Here is a 14959-nt window from a genome sequence, read left to right on the forward strand (position 1 = left end):
TTTTCATTTTTGAAAACCCTTTTCGCCAGGGGTCAGTGCTTTACTGGCATAACCCGTGAAATGGGCAGACCTTGAGTACGCGCCTCGATAACCGCGGGGATCTGATCGGCGGGGATTGGCTTGCTGTAGAAATAACCCTGACCCTCGTCACAGCCTTGCTCCACAATGTACGCCTCCTGCAGGTCGGTTTCCACACCTTCGGCGATAAGCTCTTTGTTGAGGCTTTTGCCCAGTTGGATAATGGCGCGTACCAAGGGGGCGTCGTCTTTTTCGTCGCTCAGATCCTGCACGAAACTCTTGTCGATCTTGATTTTGTCCAGAGGCAGTCGCTTCAGATAAGCCAGAGAGCTATAACCGGTGCCGAAATCATCCAGTGCTATCAGCGCGCCGACTTCCCTGAGACGACGCAGCGTTTGCACGGCAGTATCCACATCTTCCATCAGTGCCGTTTCAGTAACCTCAAGCTCCAGCCGCTTGGGCGGAATCCCGTGGCGTAACAGGAGCGATTGTATAAACGCAGGCAGATTTTCCTGTTGTAGCTGCACAGCTGACAGGTTGATGGCCATGCGTAGGGAGGTGTAACCGCTTGCGTACCAAGTATGCAGTTGACTGCAGGCCTGCTCAAGCACCCATTCTCCGAGAGCTACGATGCTGCCAGTGCGCTCGGCCAGGGGAATGAATACATCGGGTGGAATGAATCCGTGGACAGGATGATTCCAGCGCAATAGGGCTTCCACTCCACTGATCCGTTGGCTCGCATAGTCAATCTGAGGTTGGTAGACCAGATAAAGCTCCTGGCGTCTCAGGGCTTCACGAAGGTCCTTTGCCAACCCGCGCCTGAAGCGGATGTCCTGATCCACACTGGCCACGTAGAACTTGTAGCCGCTATGACCCTGGGTTTTTACCAGGGCCATCGTCTGCTCGGCACGCTGCATCAACTGGTCGGCGGTCTGGCCATCCTCCGGATATAGCGTGATGCCGATCGAAGCGCTCAGGTGGGCTTGATACTGTTCGACACTGAATGGCGAATCGAGTGCATCCAGAGCAGCATGGGCCAGTTCAGCGGCTTCGTCGGGTTGCCTGATCAGCTTGATGAGCGCAAAGCGATCCCCTCCCAGCCGTCCAAAACCGTCTACTCCCGGGCAGCCCGCCCGCAGTCGGGTTACCAGTTTAAGCAGAAGCCTGTCGCCCACCTGATAACCGTATTGCTCGTTAATGCTTTTGAAATCATCAAGGCCCAGGCACAGCACGGCTACGCTCAGGTTTTGTCGATCCGCCTCGGAAAGGGTCCACTCAAGCTGACCATGAAAGGCTTGTCGATTGGAAAGGCCGGTCAGCAGGTCATGCTGACTGATCCGTTGAAGGTTGCTGATGGCCTCTTCACGAAGCGCAGTGTTTTGCTCGATCGAGGCAAGTAGCTGGTTGGCAGTGTTTATCCAGCGGCCTAGCTCGTTCTGCTCATGTCCTTTGAGGAGGGGGAGAGGTTTGTGGCCTGGCAGACCGGGTTTGATCGCCGCCAGATGGTTGAGCAGTCGGGAAAGGGGGCGCGTCAGAACCCAGTGATAGACCAGATAAAGCGCCAGCACCAGAATCAGGACGCGAACCAGTAACGAGACGAGGATAAAGGCTGAGTTCTTTAAAAATTTCTGCCCGTAAGGGGCTGTGTCCACAGCGATGCGCAAGTCGCCATAATACTCCTCAACCGGTGGCTCGCCTGTAAGACGGATGCTGAAGCGCTGCTCTTTGCCAAAGAGCCTATCAGTAAGCAGGCGTGTCGAGCCGCTGAGCAGTGGGCGAGCGTGCTCTGATAAGGGCTGCTCGCCGGGAGTGCCAATGTAAGCCTCACGAATGGAGGGATGCTTGAACAAGCCACGGGTAACATGCTCGGCCATGGTGTCATCCAGGCGATACATGGCCTGGGTGGCAGGGTCCCTGAACATGGACAGCGTCTGGCGTGCGTCCGTCTGAATCTGATCACGTACCTGTCTGGCCTCATAGGCAATCTGTACGATGCCTAACAGCAGTCCGACGAGCAAGGCCGTTGGTAATGCTACAAGCAGCAGCTTCAACGACAGGCTATGCCGAATGCTCAGTTTCACTCCGTGCTCCTTTCCATGGATGGCTTTGCCATCCTATGTCTACTACAGGATGAAATGTGTAATAACCGAGTCTAGCTGTCTCTTCGCAAAAGTAGGCACGACTTAAAAACAAAACCCGGCGAAAAGCCGGGTTTTGTCGAGAGATACCAGGATCAGGCGGCGAAGTTTTTCGCTACGAAGTCCCAGTTCACCGTGTTCCAGAAGGACTCGAGGTACTTTGGACGCAGGTTGCGATAATCGATGTAGTAGGCATGTTCCCACACGTCGATGGTCAGCAAGGGCTTATCACCCGAAGTGATGGGGTTGCCAGCACCGATGGTGCTGGCCAGCGCCAGGGAACCATCCGCCTTCTTGACCAGCCAGGCCCAGCCGGAACCAAATGTGCCGATGGCCGTCTTGGTCAGCTCTTCCTTGAATTTGTCAAAGGAACCAAATGCCGTTGCGATGGCATCTGCCAGGGCGCCCGTAGGCTGGCCGCCACCGTTAGGCGTCATGCAGTTCCAGTAGAACGTGTGGTTCCATACCTGGGCAGCGTTGTTGAAGATGGCGCCAGAGGACGTCTTGATGATGTCTTCCAGGCTTTTGCCTTCGTACTCAGTGCCGGGCACCAGGTTGTTCAGTGCGGTGACATAGGTCTGGTGGTGCTTGCCGTGATGGAACTCCAGCGTCTCGGCGGAAATATGCGGCTCGAGGGCGTTCTTCTCATAGGGCAGCGGCGGCAATTCGAAAGCCATGGTTATCTCTCCATAATGTTTCGTCAGGGCATTGCACGGCAATGGTCGACCGATCAGGCGCCGGTCTAACCTGCGGTAAGGCATTAGGCTCAATACCGCGGCGGGGGATCATAGCACTCGCTTCGTTAGCTCGCCATGTAACAAACCCGACAGAAGGTCTTATGGCTTGTAAAGGATGAGCTGTATGGCCGTGATCAGCATGACGGTTCCAATCGCCATATCGATCATGCGCCATACGCGCGGTCGGGTCAGGTAGGGTGCCAGCTGCGCCGAGCCGATTGCCAATGTGAAGAACCAGAGAGCAGACGCGCAGCCTGCACCGACCGTAAAAGCCAGTGGTGCCGGTTGCTGGTTGCCTAATGCTCCGAGAACCAGAACGGTATCCAGATAAACATGAGGATTCAGGAGCGTAACGGCCAGTGCAATGCCTAGCGTCTTGCCCAATGAGCGGGGTGCCGCCGCTGCGCTATGCAGTGACTGTGATGTGAGTGCTCGTCTGTAGGCGCAGGCGCTGTAATAGATCAGAAAGATAATACCAGCCCATTTGAAGGTGCTCATTAGCCAGGCATTCCCGGCCAGTAAGGTGGCCAGGCCAAACACGCCAATGGTTACCAGGCTGATATCGAAGAACAGACAAAGCGCGGCCACAGGCAGGTGATGTTCCCTGCGCAATCCTTGGGCAAGGATGAATGTGTTCTGCGCACCGATGGCTATGATCAGACCGCCCATGGTCATGAGTCCTGTCAGATAGCTCTGCCACATCTTATTGGCCCGCCAGCGTGAGTAGGGCAGCCATGGCGCGTGCTTGGTCCGCCTCTGCGACGAAGAGGTGATCATGGTAAAAGCCGGCGACTACATTGCAGCTGATGCCCTGCTGTGCCAAGGCGTTCGAAAACGCGGCAGTCAAACCAACAGCCTCCAGTGCGGAGTGAACGTTCAGGGTGATCCAGGCAGCTACGTAGGTATAGGAGAGCGCCAGGCGGTCAGCATCTTGCCTGGTCAGGACAACGGTCAGGCCTTCCTGCTCCCTGAAGGTTGCCAAGGGGATTACGTCCTGAGGCAACGTCTGTTCATGTAACGAACAAAACACGTATTGGCCTGGATTGAGCACAGGCTGCATTTGGCTCAGCAAAAGCGAAAGATCATGAATGGCGTGAGACATCGGTGTTCTCCAGAAAGGGATGGCCAGTCTGGAGAGAAAGCCTGTATAAGAAAAACAAATAGTGCTGATCAGTCATTAGGAAAACTGATGTTTGATTATAAACTTTTGGCTGCGCTCGCCGCTGTCGTAGAGCAGGGCGGTTTTGAGCGCGCGGCACATGTACTGGGATTGTCCCAATCTGCCGTCTCACAGCGAATCAAGCTGCTGGAAGCCCGCATTGGGCAGCCTGTCATTGTGCGTACATCGCCACCCACCTCTACTGATGTAGGGCAAAGGCTTCTAAACCATGTTCAGCAGGTGCGATTGCTTGAACGCGACCTCCATAGTCAGGTGCCGGGGCTTGATGAAGCCAGGACGGTGGAGCGTTTGCGGGTCGCCATCAATGCCGACAGTCTGGCTACTTGGTGGGCGGCCAGTATCGGCCCCTTCTGTACCAGACAGGGGATCCTGCTGGATCTGGTTGTCGAGGATCAGGAGGTGGGACTCAAGCGTATGCAGGCCGGGGAGGTAGCCGCCTGCGTCTGTGCCAGTGCACGTCCGGTCGCCGGTGCCCGGGCGGTATTGCTGGGCGCCATGCGTTACCGGGCAGTCGCCAGCCCCGCCTTTCATGCACATTACTTGTCCGAGGACGTAACGGCTGAGCGCCTCGCTCAGGTGCCTGCAGTCGTCTATGGGCCGGATGATCAGCTTCAGCATCATTTCCTGGCACGGCTGGGCTTTACTGGTCATTTCGATCATCATCTATGTCCTTCTTCGGAGGGCTTCGTGAAAATGGTCGCCAACGGGCTTGGCTGGGGGTTGCTTCCCGAGCTGCAAACCCAGGCGGAGCGCGAGCGAGGCGAATTAATTGATCTGGTGCCGGGGCAGGTGATCGATGTGCCGCTGTACTGGCATTCCTGGCGTAACGGTGGTGATTTGCTGACGGCCTTGACTCGACATCTGGAGAGCCAGGCAGCCTGTTGGCTGGTAGCGACTTGACGGGGAGATCTGATGCGAATTCTGGTGACGGGCGCGAGTGACTACATTGGTGCACGCCTCGCCCTGGATCTATTGGCGGACAAGCATTTGGTGCGTATTCACGGTCAGCCGGGAGCTATGCTCGATGCCTTGGTAAAGCAGGGCGCTGAATATATCCCGGGGACCCTGACCGACACGGAGCAGGCGCGGCGCCTGTGTGATGATATCGATGCCGTTGCACATTGTACCGATGGCGTAGGCGATCTTTCGGCGCAGGCCATGGACGCCAGTTTTTCCTTTATTGAGGCCTGCCTGCATATGCGGGTCTCGCGCCTGGTCTATCTATCTTCCAGCCATGTTTACGAAGCGGGAGGGGAGGCGCTCAAGGAGGATGCCGTACCTGCCAAGCCGCGGACAGTCGAGGCGCAGCGTCGCTTGCAGATCGAGCGCCTGGTTTTTACAGCAGCAGAGTTCGGGTTGGACGTCATTGTGTTGCGCCCTGCGCAGATTATTGGGCTGCCTGATAATGCCTGGGCGCCAAAGCTTGTTCAGATCAACCGTCAAAAACGCCTGCGTCAATTGGGTAACGGTCTCAATCGCTGGGACTTCACCAGCATGAACAGCCTTTGCACAGCCTTGGGTGTTGCACTTATGACCGAGCACCCAGACGCGCTGAACAAGGCTTTCAACTTGAGCGAGGGGCAATCTCAGCCGGTATGGGACGTGGTGAATTATCTGATGCGCCGTCTGAAGCTTCCGGTTCTGGGGCAGGCCACGGCTCGCATTCAGCCAAAGGTTCTGCTGCAAGATATGCTTGCTGCAATCAAATCCGCCAGAAAAGAACGTGAACCCGATCCTCTGCACCTGATGGATCGCAATTTTACACTGGATATCAATCGGGCCCGCGATATCCTGGGTTTTCAACCCCAGACCACGGTCTGGAAAGCTTTGGATGAATATATTGAAAACCGCTCCGCAAGGCGATAACGCCAGACTGCCAGCGCTGTGATGGCATTTGTATACTAGCTTTTTGAGAGCAAGCCCCGTGCCTGTCGGCTCATGCTTTTTTCACCAATGAAGGTCCGCCATGCGAAACGATTCATTTGATGAACTCGACAATGTACCCAGCCTGACGCCTGACAAGGACCTTAGCGAAGACTATGGGCGTGCCAGCCACGGTAGGCATCATCGCCATGCGCCTGTGGAACAGGGGCGGGAAGCCGAGGCCCATGTCGCGGCTAATCCCCAAGAGCCATTACGGGCTTCGCGTGGAGCCAAACCGGCCCGCGTTCCGAGCACAGGTCCTCTATGGGCATTGATTGCGGCCATGATCATTGCGTTGGCGGGGCTGGGTTGGTGGAGCCATCAGCAAATTCAGCTCATGCAGGAGCAGGTCGTCGCGACCCAGGAGAACTTTGCACGAATCAGTGAAGAAGCTGCCGGTCGGCTTCAGGATATCTCGGGCAAGCTGGTTGCCAGCGAGTCAAGCGGGACGTCCAGTCGAGAGTCCTTGTTGTTGCGGCTGAAAAATATCGAGACCAAGGTAGCAGACGTAGCCCGCCAGCAACAGGCGGCAGTGGATGCGCAAAGTGCCCTGGACAAGCGAATCGACCAGCTGGCCGCTGACTTCAAGACGCAGCAGGGCAACGCCTCGGATCTGAATGGCCGCGTAGCGGCGTTGGCTGATGAGCAGGCTGGCCTGAAAGCGGCGCAAGGGGATTTGAAACGCTTCAGTGATCAGATCGATTCGCTCACGGCGCAAAACAAGAGTTTGCAGGCAGATATCGCCGCGCTCAAGAAACGGGGCGACCCTTCTGGCGCTATCGAAAACCTGCAGCAGGATCTTCTTGTACTGCGCAGTGAGCTGGACTCACGTAGCAACAACAGTGGACCAGATTCCGCTTCGTTCGATGCGTTCAGGGCCCAGACCGTGCGCAATATCAGTACGATTCAGACCCAGCTGCAGAACCTTCAGCAGCAGATTAACACTCGCCGCTGACATTCTTCAGACATGAAAAGCCCCGCCAGAGCGGGGCTTTTTTTATTACAGCCGGGGGTAGTCGATATAACCTACAGGGCCAGGCACGTAAAAGGTTTCTGGGTGAGGCTCGTTCAACATGGCCTGACGGGCAAAGCGCTCCGGCAGGTCAGGGTTGGCGATAAACGGAACACCAAACGCCACAGCGTCGGCGGTTCCATTTTCCAGCCAGGCATTGGCGCTGTCATGGGTGAAGCGTTCATTGGCGATAAAAACGCCGCCAAAAGCGTCCTTAAGTTGTGGACTAAGGCTGTCATCAGCTTCAGCCTCACGGGCGCAGATAAAGGCAATGCCGCGCTTGCCCAGCTCACGGGCCAGATAGCCGAAGGTCTCGGCCGGATTTTCGTCGCCCATGTCATGCAGGTCACACCGAGGCGAAAGGTGAACGCCTACACGATCGGCGCCCCAGACATCGATACAGGCATCGGTCACTTCAAGCATCAGGCGAGCCCGGTTTTCAATGGAGCCACCATATTGATCGGTACGCTGGTTGGTGCTGGTTTGCAGGAACTGGTCCAGCAGATAACCATTGGCCCCGTGAACTTCTACGCCATCGAAACCCGCTTTTCTGGCGTTCTCGGCACCCTTGCGGTAAGCCTCGACGATACTGGCAATCTCTTCGGTTTCCAGGGCACGCGGGATGACGTATTCCTGCTTGGGACGGACCAGGCTCACATGACCTTTGGCGGCGATGGCGCTTGGAGCCACCGGCTTTTCGCCCTGGAGGTAAAGCGGTGCGGAAATACGTCCTACGTGCCAGAGTTGCAGCATGATGCGACCGCCTGACTTGTGCACGGCTGAAGTGATCTTTTTCCAGCCCTCCACTTGTTCGTCGGACCAGATACCCGGGGTATTTGGATAACCCACGCCCATTGGGTCGACGGAGGTGGCCTCGCTTAAAATCAGACCAGCCGACGCACGCTGCGCGTAGTACTCGGCCATAAGGTCGGTAGGGACGCGATTATCATCTGCGCGACAACGAGTCAGCGGTGCCATGACGAAGCGGTTCGGCAATTCCAGTGCGCCGATTTTGATCGGATCAAACAGGTTGGGCATGGTAACGACTCCGTAGGTGAATCATTGGCTGACAGCCAAGCCGCTTTTCCGGGCATGGCTAAAGGTCAGTAGGGTCAGAATCAAGGCAATCAGGGCCAGTCCCCCGGCAGCCAGCGGAACGCTGGTCAGGCCCAGTCCATGGGCGATAACGCTTCCTCCTACCCAGGCACCCAGCGCGTTGCCGACGTTGAAAGCGCCAATGTTCAAGGTAGAAACGAGGTTGGGTGCGTCCTTGCCAAAGGTGACCACATTGATTTGAAGTGCGGGAACCGCTGCAAAGGCGCAGGCTGCCCACAGGAACAGGGTGATCTCGGTAGCGACCGTGCTATGACTGGTCCAGGCCAAAAGGGATGACACGACGGCCATCGCGATGAAGATACCTATGAGCGTTGTGGACAGACGCCAGTCTGCAAGGCGTCCACCCAGGATGTTGCCGAAGGTAAGGCCTACACCGATCAATAGCAGCGTGCTGGTTACACCGTACTCTGACAGACCTGTTACATCAGTAAGCAGCGGTGTGATGTAGGTGAAGAGGGCAAACATCGAGGCAGAGAACATCACTGTCATCGAGAGGGACAGCCAGAAACCGGCCCCCTTCAGCGCCGCCATTTCACGGCGCAGGTCGGTTTTTTCCTGTGGCGCCTTGCCGGGCAGAACAAGCCAGAGACCTGCCAGCGCAAGGACACCAATGAGGGAGACGGCCGCAAAGGTTGAACGCCAACCGGTTGCCTGTCCTAGTGCTGTACCTAGCGGTACGCCAAGAACGTTCGCCAGCGTAAGGCCTGTGAACATGAGCGCGACGGCAGAGGCTCGGCGGTTCGCTGGCACCAGACTGGCCGCTACCACCGAGCCGATACCAAAGAAGGCGCCGTGGCAGAGCGCCGTGATGACGCGAGCCAGCATCAGGACGTTGTAATCTCCGGCTAAGGCGCAGAGCACATTGCCAATGATAAAGATGCCCATCAGCACGAGCAGGGCCATCTTGCGCGGCCAGTTAGCCGTCACCATCGCCATGAAGGGCGCACCGATTGCAACACCCAATGCATACCCGCTGACGAGCCAGCCGGCAGACGGGATGCTGACATGAAGGTCATTAGCTACATTGGGCAAAAGCCCCATGATTACAAACTCGGTGGTGCCGATGGCAAAGGCGCTAAGCGCCAGCACTAACAATGAAGCGGGCATCGCATCTCTCTATGTTAAGGCGGAAAAATCAGAGCTCTCGGCCCAGCTGCTCAACGAAGGCATTGATCACTGCTTCGTTACGCTTGTAGAAAACCCACTGACCAACGCGCCGGGTTGTAACGAGACCGGCACGCTGAAGCGTGGCCAGATGAGCCGAGACTGTGGATTGGGAAAGTCCCGTTTTCTGATCGATAAGGCCTGCGCACACGCCAATCTCCAACGGGTGGTCCTGTTGGATGAAGTGTTTTCCCGGTTCGCGCAGCCAGGCCAGAATCTCTCGTCGGACGGGGTTGGCTATCGCCTTGATCAGATCATCGATATCCATAATGTTCGCATATCGGTTTATCGGGATAAGACGAACCTTATATCGAAATGAAACGATATACAATGTTGTTTAGCTATCTAATGTCTGATGCAGATACGCTGATTGTTTAAGAAGGTGTGTCGGCATCTGGTCGTACACTACCGTTTAGCGGTTTCGTCCAGAGAGGGGCACGTTTATCGACTAGTCTTGTGCGGTCGTTCAGCCGTTTCGCTGAAGCGAATTGATTATTCGTCCTGATACCGGTAAACCGCTCTTTCGCCATGGGTTCATTAGGACTTTCATGCGAAAGCATGACTGCTCATGGCTAGTCTTTCTGTGAAAAGAGCAGTTTTCACAGGTCCGTTAGAAGTTGGAGAAGTTCATGGCGTCTATGAAGCGTCCTTTGATTCTGGCACTGGCCGGTGCGCTACTTGCAGGGTGTGCATCCAGTAATCCTTACGAAAACCAGGGCGGTAGTGGCGGATCCCGTACCGCGACCTATGGCGGCCTGGGCGCATTGGCGGGTGCTGTCGCCGGCGCAGCCATTGATCATAACCATCGCGGCAAGGGCGCTTTGATTGGCGCAGCGGCGGTAGGCGCAGCGGCAGCGGGCTATGGTTACTATGCGGATCGTCAGGAAGCCGAGCTGCGTCGTCAAATGCAGAACACTGGCGTAGAAGTACAGCGCCAGGGTGATGACATCAAGCTGATCATGCCGGGCAACATCACGTTTGCAACGGATTCGGCCGATATCGCTGGCAATTTCTACAAGCCGTTGAACGATCTGGCGACATCCTTTAAGCAGTTCGATCAGAACAGTGTCGAAATTGTGGGCTATACCGATAGTACAGGTAGCCGTGCGCACAACATGGATCTGTCCAATCGACGTGCCCAGAGTGTAGCGAACTACCTCGTCGCTCAGGGTGTCGATGCTTCACGTGTTAGTACGCGTGGTGCCGGGCCGGATCAACCGATCGCGACCAATGCGACCGCTGATGGTCGTGCTCAGAACCGTCGTGTCGAGGTCAATCTAAGGCCGTTGCCTGGTGCAGTGACCCAGTAAATGCACCCTCCGTGATGCTACCGTTTAGCGGAATCTGGTAGCGTCACGGTTTGGTCAAGAAAATGGCGCTGTATTTTTGTTGTTCTGGATAATAACCTTATCGCCAAACCTCGGTTCTATTAGTGGCATGCAGTAGAGCCTTGCCGAGTGCTCGAAGGGAGGAGTTGTATTCAGTGCAGTACGAACTGAAAGGAGGCGACACGGAAAGTCCAGTTCCTAGTATCAATCAGGGGCCTGTACTGCTCGTTGTCGATGACCGGGTAGAAAATCTCATGGCCATGCAGGCACTGCTTGAAATAGAGGACTGGCGTGTCTTGACCGCCAACTCGGGTGAGCGTGCCTTGAGATACTTGCTCGATGAGCCTATAGATCTCGTACTGCTGGATGTGCAAATGCCCATCATGGACGGCTTCGAAGTCGCTCGGATGATACGCGGCAATCTGCGCACCCGCTTTACACCAATCATATTCGTCTCTGCCGAGGCTCACTCTTACGAGGCTGTTCTACGAGGCTATGCTACCGGTGCGGTGGATTACCTGCTCAAGCCGGTCGATCCCAACATTCTGCGGCACAAGGTGCGCTCCCTTCTCGAACATGAGCGCAATCGTCGCGAACTCCTGCAGCTGAGTCATCAACTGGAGCTTGCCAAGGCATTCAGTGACTCCCTGCTCGATAATGCGGCAGAAGGCATTCTGGTCGTTAATGAGCATGGCCTGATCACATTTGCCAATGCGGCGATTGCCCGCATGCTCAAGCGTCATATCAGCGATCTCGTGAATTCCGAGTTCATGGCTCACTTGAGCAATCCTGATTTAAGGGATAGCTGGGCCGACTCGACGTTCATGGAGCACTATGAAAGACGTGAAACCTATCGCCTGCATGATGCCAGTCTGTGCACATCCCGAGGCGGCATATTGCCGGTGACTCTTTCCTGTGCGCCTCTGCCGCGGATGCAGCGCGCCATGGTGATGATTGCACTCGACATGTCCATGATGCGCGAGCTGCAGGATCAACTGGAATCGCAGGCGGTTACCGATGCCTTGACCGGTTTGCTCAACCGGCGGGGCTTCAACCAGACCCTGGAGGCAGCACTGGCTCGTACGGGGCGTAACGGCAAGCGCATGGCCGTTCTCTACATTGATCTGGATGGCTTCAAGAAGGTGAACGACTCGCTTGGTCATGAGGCTGGCGACCGTGTGTTGTGCATGATTGCCGAACAGCTTAAAACCTGTATGCGTTCTTACGATGTACTGGCGCGTATGGGCGGTGACGAATTCACCGCGTTGCTTGATACCCTGGATCATCCCGAGGATGCCGCCCGGGTCGCCGAAAAGCTGCTTGAGCTGATGACCAAAACGCACACTGTTGACGGTGTAGAGGTCAGCTTGGGCGCAAGCATTGGGATCGCGAGCTATCCCGAGTGTGGTCATAGTGTCGACGGATTGCTGCGCTCGGCCGATATCGCCATGTATGAAGCCAAGCGAGGTGGACGCCAGCAATACCGCTTCTTCTCGCCGGAGATGAATGGCCGTGCACGCTCGCGCCTCATGTTGGAGGAGAGCGTCCGCAATGCCATCGATAACAAGGATTTCGTGCTGGCTTATCAGCCTCAGGTATACCTGAAAAACGGCAAGCTGCGCGGCTTTGAGGCCTTGTTGCGGTGGGAGCACAACGTGGCGGGCAAGGTTTCACCGAACGTCTTTATCCCGCTGCTGGAAGAGACTCGGCTGATCAATCGCATCGGTGATTGGATCTTTCGCGAAGGCGCTATGAAGCTGCAAAGCCTGTCCGAAGTCTACGGCAACGGGCTTTTGCTGAGCATCAATTTGAGTCCTGTCCAGTTCGGCATGCCGCAGTTGGCTGAAAGCCTTCGGCAGATCATCGACAGTTATGGTTTGCGACCCGATCAGCTCGAGATTGAGGTAACCGAGACGGCTCTGATGCATGACATTGATTATACCCGCGCTCAACTGGCACAACTGCGCGCGCTTGGTGTTCGAACAGCCGTGGATGATTTTGGTACGGGGTATTCTTCACTGGCCTACCTGCGTCACTTCGAGCTCGATACCTTGAAGATCGACCAGTTGTTCATTGCCAATATGCTCGACTCGCCACGCGATGCTGCAATCGTCAGCACTATTCTTGAGTTGGGACGTAACCTGGGGCTTGAGGTGGTGGCAGAAGGTGTCGAAACACTTGAGCAGCGGGAGTGGCTGCTTGAGCACGGCTGCGAGATCATGCAGGGCTTTCTGGTTTCCAAGCCGCTCAATTCCGATGTGACCCAGCATTTTCCTGATCGCGTGGACTGGAGCAGTCGTCGTCCCGACTACCCGCTATAGAAGTGTCCTTGCTCACACTCCTCATGTGGGGAGGGAACTCGCCGTTGTGATGGGTGCCGTATAAGCCATACCGTGATTGGATCAGGTCCGGCCGGGTCTATCGCTGCGCAAGGAAGGCGCTCGCAAGAGCGCTCATGCCAATACTGTGCGGTAAGGTCCTGGTGAGCCGGACAAACTCTCAGGAGAGCTCATGCGCGCATTTATCCTAGCCCTCACAGTGGTCTTCAGTCCTTTTGTCTTCTCGGATTGGCAGGTTGAGTCAAGCTACTCTCGTGTCAGCTTTGTAACCGTGAAGCGCGGCAACATGGCTGACGTTCAATTTTTTTCTACCGTAACGGGCGTGATCGATCAGCATGGTAGTGCTCGATTGGCGCTTCCATACGAGTCACTGGACAACACCCTGGCGCTACAAACCGAGCGGATGAGAGAAACTCTGTTCAAGGCAGATCAGTATCCGGAAGCGGTCATTACCAGTCAGATCGATCTGCCTACCTGGGAGCAAATGCCGGTAGGAAGCATTCGCCAGGAAAAGCTGGACTTCGAGCTTGAAATCAACGGCCAGAAGCAGCGCTTGAAAGCGGATGTTTCGGTTACCCGAATCGGGGAAACATTGGTTCAGGTCAGTACTTTGCAGCCGGTGTTGATCAAGGCGATTGATTTCAGCCTGTTGGAAGGGCTGGACAAGCTCAAGGAAATTGCCAGTGTCCCCTCGATTACACCTGAGGTGCCCGTTTCTGTGCTGCTAACCCTTCGCCACGTGCCTACCCCTACCTGAGTGGCGGGCTTTCCAGGAGCGTCATCATGCCAGGTGCAGTGTATCCATGGCGCGAACAAAATGAATATGAGCTGCTGGTTGATGGCGGGTGTTTTTTTCCTGCCATGCTGGAAGCCATATCCAAAGCCCGGTATAGCATCGACATCGAACTCTATCTGGTAGAAAAGGGCTCGTGTGCAACTGCCCTGATGGAGGCCTTGATTGAGGCGGCTCGTCGGGGAATACAGGTGCGTTGTCTTTTCGATGGTTTTGGTACGCTCAAGATGGACGACATGCACCGGACCCAGCTGAGCGAAGCGGGCGGCCAGGTGCGTATCTATAATCCGGTAGGCCTCTGGCGTGGCTGGCGCAACCTATACCGTGACCATCGCAAGCTCCTGATTGTGGACGAGTCGCAGGCCTTTGTAGGTGGAAGCGGGGCAACCAATGACTTCTGGACGCCAGGGGAGGAGCTTTGCCAGTGGCATGAAGTGATGGTGAGCATGCGCGGGCCGTTGGTGTCCGACTGGATGAGCCTGTTCCAGCGCCAATGGCAAGCCTGCCATCAGCGGCATGCTTGGAAGCCCGAGGCCAGCCGTGGTCGTATTCTGGTTCCAAGACCGCCGCAGGCAACTTCGGGTCTTGGGCGGGTGGCCTATGCTGATGCTCGCCAGCATCGGGACATTGTACTGTCCCTGGTTCGAGCCCTGATTGTTGCCAAGAAGCGTATCTGGTTTGCTACGCCATATTTTCTACCGTCGTGGCGGGTCAGGCGAGCCTTGCGCAAGGCCGCTCAGCGAGGCGTCGACGTGAGGCTGATTCTGACGGGCCGGCATACGGATAATCCCCCCGTCCGTTTTGCCGGGCAGCGCTATTATCCGCGCTTGCTCCGGGCAGGCGTGAAGATCTATGAATATCAGCCGCGGTTTTCCCACCTCAAGATGGTTCAGGTCGATGACTGGGTCAGCGTAGGCTCATGCAATTTTGATTACTGGAATCTTCGGTTCAACCTTGACGCCAACCTGGAAGCCATTGACCCGACGCTGAGTCAGGCCGTCAGTGAGTGCTTTCTAGCGGACTTCCAGCAAAGCCGCGAAATCACGCTAAAGGATTGGCGCAACCGCCCTTGGTGGAAACGCCTGCGTGAGCGTCTCTGGGGTACGCTTGACCGTCTGGTGCTGACCGTTCTGAGCAAGCGTAAGTCTTGAGTAAAGCAAGCCTTGCATTTTTTTAAGGCGATACACTACGCGCCTTGCAGTAAGGAGTGA

14 protein-coding genes are annotated in these 14959 nt (G+C 56.0%); 7 read left to right on the forward strand and 7 right to left on the reverse strand.

What is annotated here, in order from left to right; translation table 11 throughout:
* Positions 1-32: 32 nt before the first annotated feature.
* The 4 genes from GM154_RS14485 to GM154_RS14500 all read right to left on the reverse strand — a co-directional run bounded on the left by GM154_RS14485 (position 33) and on the right by GM154_RS14500 (position 3995).
* Positions 33-2099 (reverse strand): bifunctional diguanylate cyclase/phosphodiesterase, encoded by a 2067-nt coding sequence (locus tag GM154_RS14485; protein ID WP_219652595.1) that lies wholly within the window; start codon positions 2097-2099, stop codon positions 33-35.
* A 152-nt stretch (positions 2100-2251) separates the two neighbouring features.
* The gene (locus GM154_RS14490; RefSeq protein WP_010795280.1) at positions 2252-2833 is read right to left on the reverse strand and encodes a superoxide dismutase; all 582 of its coding nucleotides are present in this window, start codon (positions 2831-2833) and stop codon (positions 2252-2254) included.
* A gap of 159 nt (positions 2834-2992) precedes the next feature.
* Positions 2993-3595 carry a LysE/ArgO family amino acid transporter gene (locus GM154_RS14495; RefSeq protein ID WP_074824742.1) on the reverse strand — a complete coding sequence of 201 codons (603 nt, stop codon included), beginning with the start codon at positions 3593-3595 and terminating at the stop codon, positions 2993-2995.
* A 1-nt stretch (position 3596) separates the two neighbouring features.
* Positions 3597-3995, reverse strand: a complete 399-nt coding sequence (locus GM154_RS14500; protein ID WP_074824740.1) for an ACT domain-containing protein — start codon at positions 3993-3995, stop codon at positions 3597-3599.
* Between the two features lie 87 nt (positions 3996-4082).
* Between GM154_RS14500 and GM154_RS14505 the strand changes: the two genes are divergently transcribed.
* From GM154_RS14505 to GM154_RS14515, 3 genes are all read left to right on the forward strand, one after another.
* On the forward strand, positions 4083-4973 hold the full coding sequence (locus tag GM154_RS14505; protein WP_074824738.1) for a LysR family transcriptional regulator ArgP: 891 nt from the start codon (positions 4083-4085) through the stop codon (positions 4971-4973).
* A gap of 12 nt (positions 4974-4985) precedes the next feature.
* Entirely contained in the window at positions 4986-5939 is a 954-nt protein-coding gene (locus GM154_RS14510; protein WP_219652596.1) for an NAD(P)-dependent oxidoreductase, read from the forward strand.
* Between the two features lie 100 nt (positions 5940-6039).
* Positions 6040-6951, forward strand: a complete 912-nt coding sequence (locus GM154_RS14515) for an ATPase (protein ID WP_219652597.1) — start codon at positions 6040-6042, stop codon at positions 6949-6951.
* 45 nt (positions 6952-6996) lie between these two features.
* On the opposite strand, the gene GM154_RS14520 is transcribed toward GM154_RS14515, so the two are convergent.
* From GM154_RS14520 to GM154_RS14530, 3 genes are read right to left on the reverse strand one after another with little or no spacing between them, the layout of a single operon-like run.
* Positions 6997-8046, reverse strand: coding sequence for an alkene reductase (locus GM154_RS14520; RefSeq protein WP_219652598.1), 1050 nt, complete (start codon positions 8044-8046; stop codon positions 6997-6999).
* A gap of 21 nt (positions 8047-8067) precedes the next feature.
* On the reverse strand, positions 8068-9231 hold the full coding sequence (locus tag GM154_RS14525) for an MFS transporter (protein WP_219652599.1): 1164 nt from the start codon (positions 9229-9231) through the stop codon (positions 8068-8070).
* 28 nt (positions 9232-9259) lie between these two features.
* Positions 9260-9556, reverse strand: a complete 297-nt coding sequence (locus tag GM154_RS14530; protein WP_219652600.1) for a helix-turn-helix transcriptional regulator — start codon at positions 9554-9556, stop codon at positions 9260-9262.
* A 361-nt stretch (positions 9557-9917) separates the two neighbouring features.
* Here GM154_RS14530 and GM154_RS14535 point away from each other — a divergent pair, with 361 nt between their 5' ends.
* From GM154_RS14535 to GM154_RS14550, 4 genes are all read left to right on the forward strand, one after another.
* Positions 9918-10598, forward strand: coding sequence for an OmpA family protein (locus GM154_RS14535; RefSeq protein ID WP_010795270.1), 681 nt, complete (start codon positions 9918-9920; stop codon positions 10596-10598).
* 173 nt (positions 10599-10771) lie between these two features.
* Complete coding sequence (locus tag GM154_RS14540; RefSeq protein WP_374940320.1) at positions 10772-12937, forward strand: putative bifunctional diguanylate cyclase/phosphodiesterase; 2166 nt, start codon at positions 10772-10774, stop codon at positions 12935-12937.
* A gap of 190 nt (positions 12938-13127) precedes the next feature.
* Positions 13128-13712: a YceI family protein gene (locus GM154_RS14545; RefSeq protein ID WP_219652601.1), complete on the forward strand. Its 585-nt coding sequence runs from the start codon at positions 13128-13130 to the stop codon at positions 13710-13712.
* 26 nt (positions 13713-13738) lie between these two features.
* On the forward strand, positions 13739-14899 hold the full coding sequence (locus tag GM154_RS14550) for a phosphatidylserine/phosphatidylglycerophosphate/cardiolipin synthase family protein (protein ID WP_219652602.1): 1161 nt from the start codon (positions 13739-13741) through the stop codon (positions 14897-14899).
* The last annotated feature ends 60 nt before the right edge of the window (positions 14900-14959 follow it).

Source organism: Pseudomonas sp. MAG002Y (assembly GCF_019400845.1).
Lineage (GTDB): Bacteria > Pseudomonadota > Gammaproteobacteria > Pseudomonadales > Pseudomonadaceae > Chryseomonas > Chryseomonas luteola.

Bases quoted from the DNA above. Each gene is read 5' to 3' on its own strand.
- GM154_RS14535 (WP_010795270.1), top strand. From the start codon at position 9,918: ATGGCGTCTATGAAGCGTCCTTTGATTCTGGCACTGGCCGGTGCGCTA.
- GM154_RS14545 (WP_219652601.1), top strand. From the start codon at position 13,128: ATGCGCGCATTTATCCTAGCCCTCACAGTGGTCTTCAGTCCTTTTGTC.
- GM154_RS14515 (WP_219652597.1), top strand. From the start codon at position 6,040: ATGCGAAACGATTCATTTGATGAACTCGACAATGTACCCAGCCTGACG.
- GM154_RS14525 (WP_219652599.1), bottom strand. From the start codon at position 9,231: ATGCCCGCTTCATTGTTAGTGCTGGCGCTTAGCGCCTTTGCCATCGGC.
- GM154_RS14520 (WP_219652598.1), bottom strand. From the start codon at position 8,046: ATGCCCAACCTGTTTGATCCGATCAAAATCGGCGCACTGGAATTGCCG.
- GM154_RS14530 (WP_219652600.1), bottom strand. From the start codon at position 9,556: ATGGATATCGATGATCTGATCAAGGCGATAGCCAACCCCGTCCGACGA.
- GM154_RS14510 (WP_219652596.1), top strand. From the start codon at position 4,986: ATGCGAATTCTGGTGACGGGCGCGAGTGACTACATTGGTGCACGCCTC.
- GM154_RS14500 (WP_074824740.1), bottom strand. From the start codon at position 3,995: ATGTCTCACGCCATTCATGATCTTTCGCTTTTGCTGAGCCAAATGCAG.
- GM154_RS14550 (WP_219652602.1), top strand. From the start codon at position 13,739: ATGCCAGGTGCAGTGTATCCATGGCGCGAACAAAATGAATATGAGCTG.
- GM154_RS14495 (WP_074824742.1), bottom strand. From the start codon at position 3,595: ATGTGGCAGAGCTATCTGACAGGACTCATGACCATGGGCGGTCTGATC.
- GM154_RS14505 (WP_074824738.1), top strand. From the start codon at position 4,083: ATGTTTGATTATAAACTTTTGGCTGCGCTCGCCGCTGTCGTAGAGCAG.
- GM154_RS14490 (WP_010795280.1), bottom strand. From the start codon at position 2,833: ATGGCTTTCGAATTGCCGCCGCTGCCCTATGAGAAGAACGCCCTCGAG.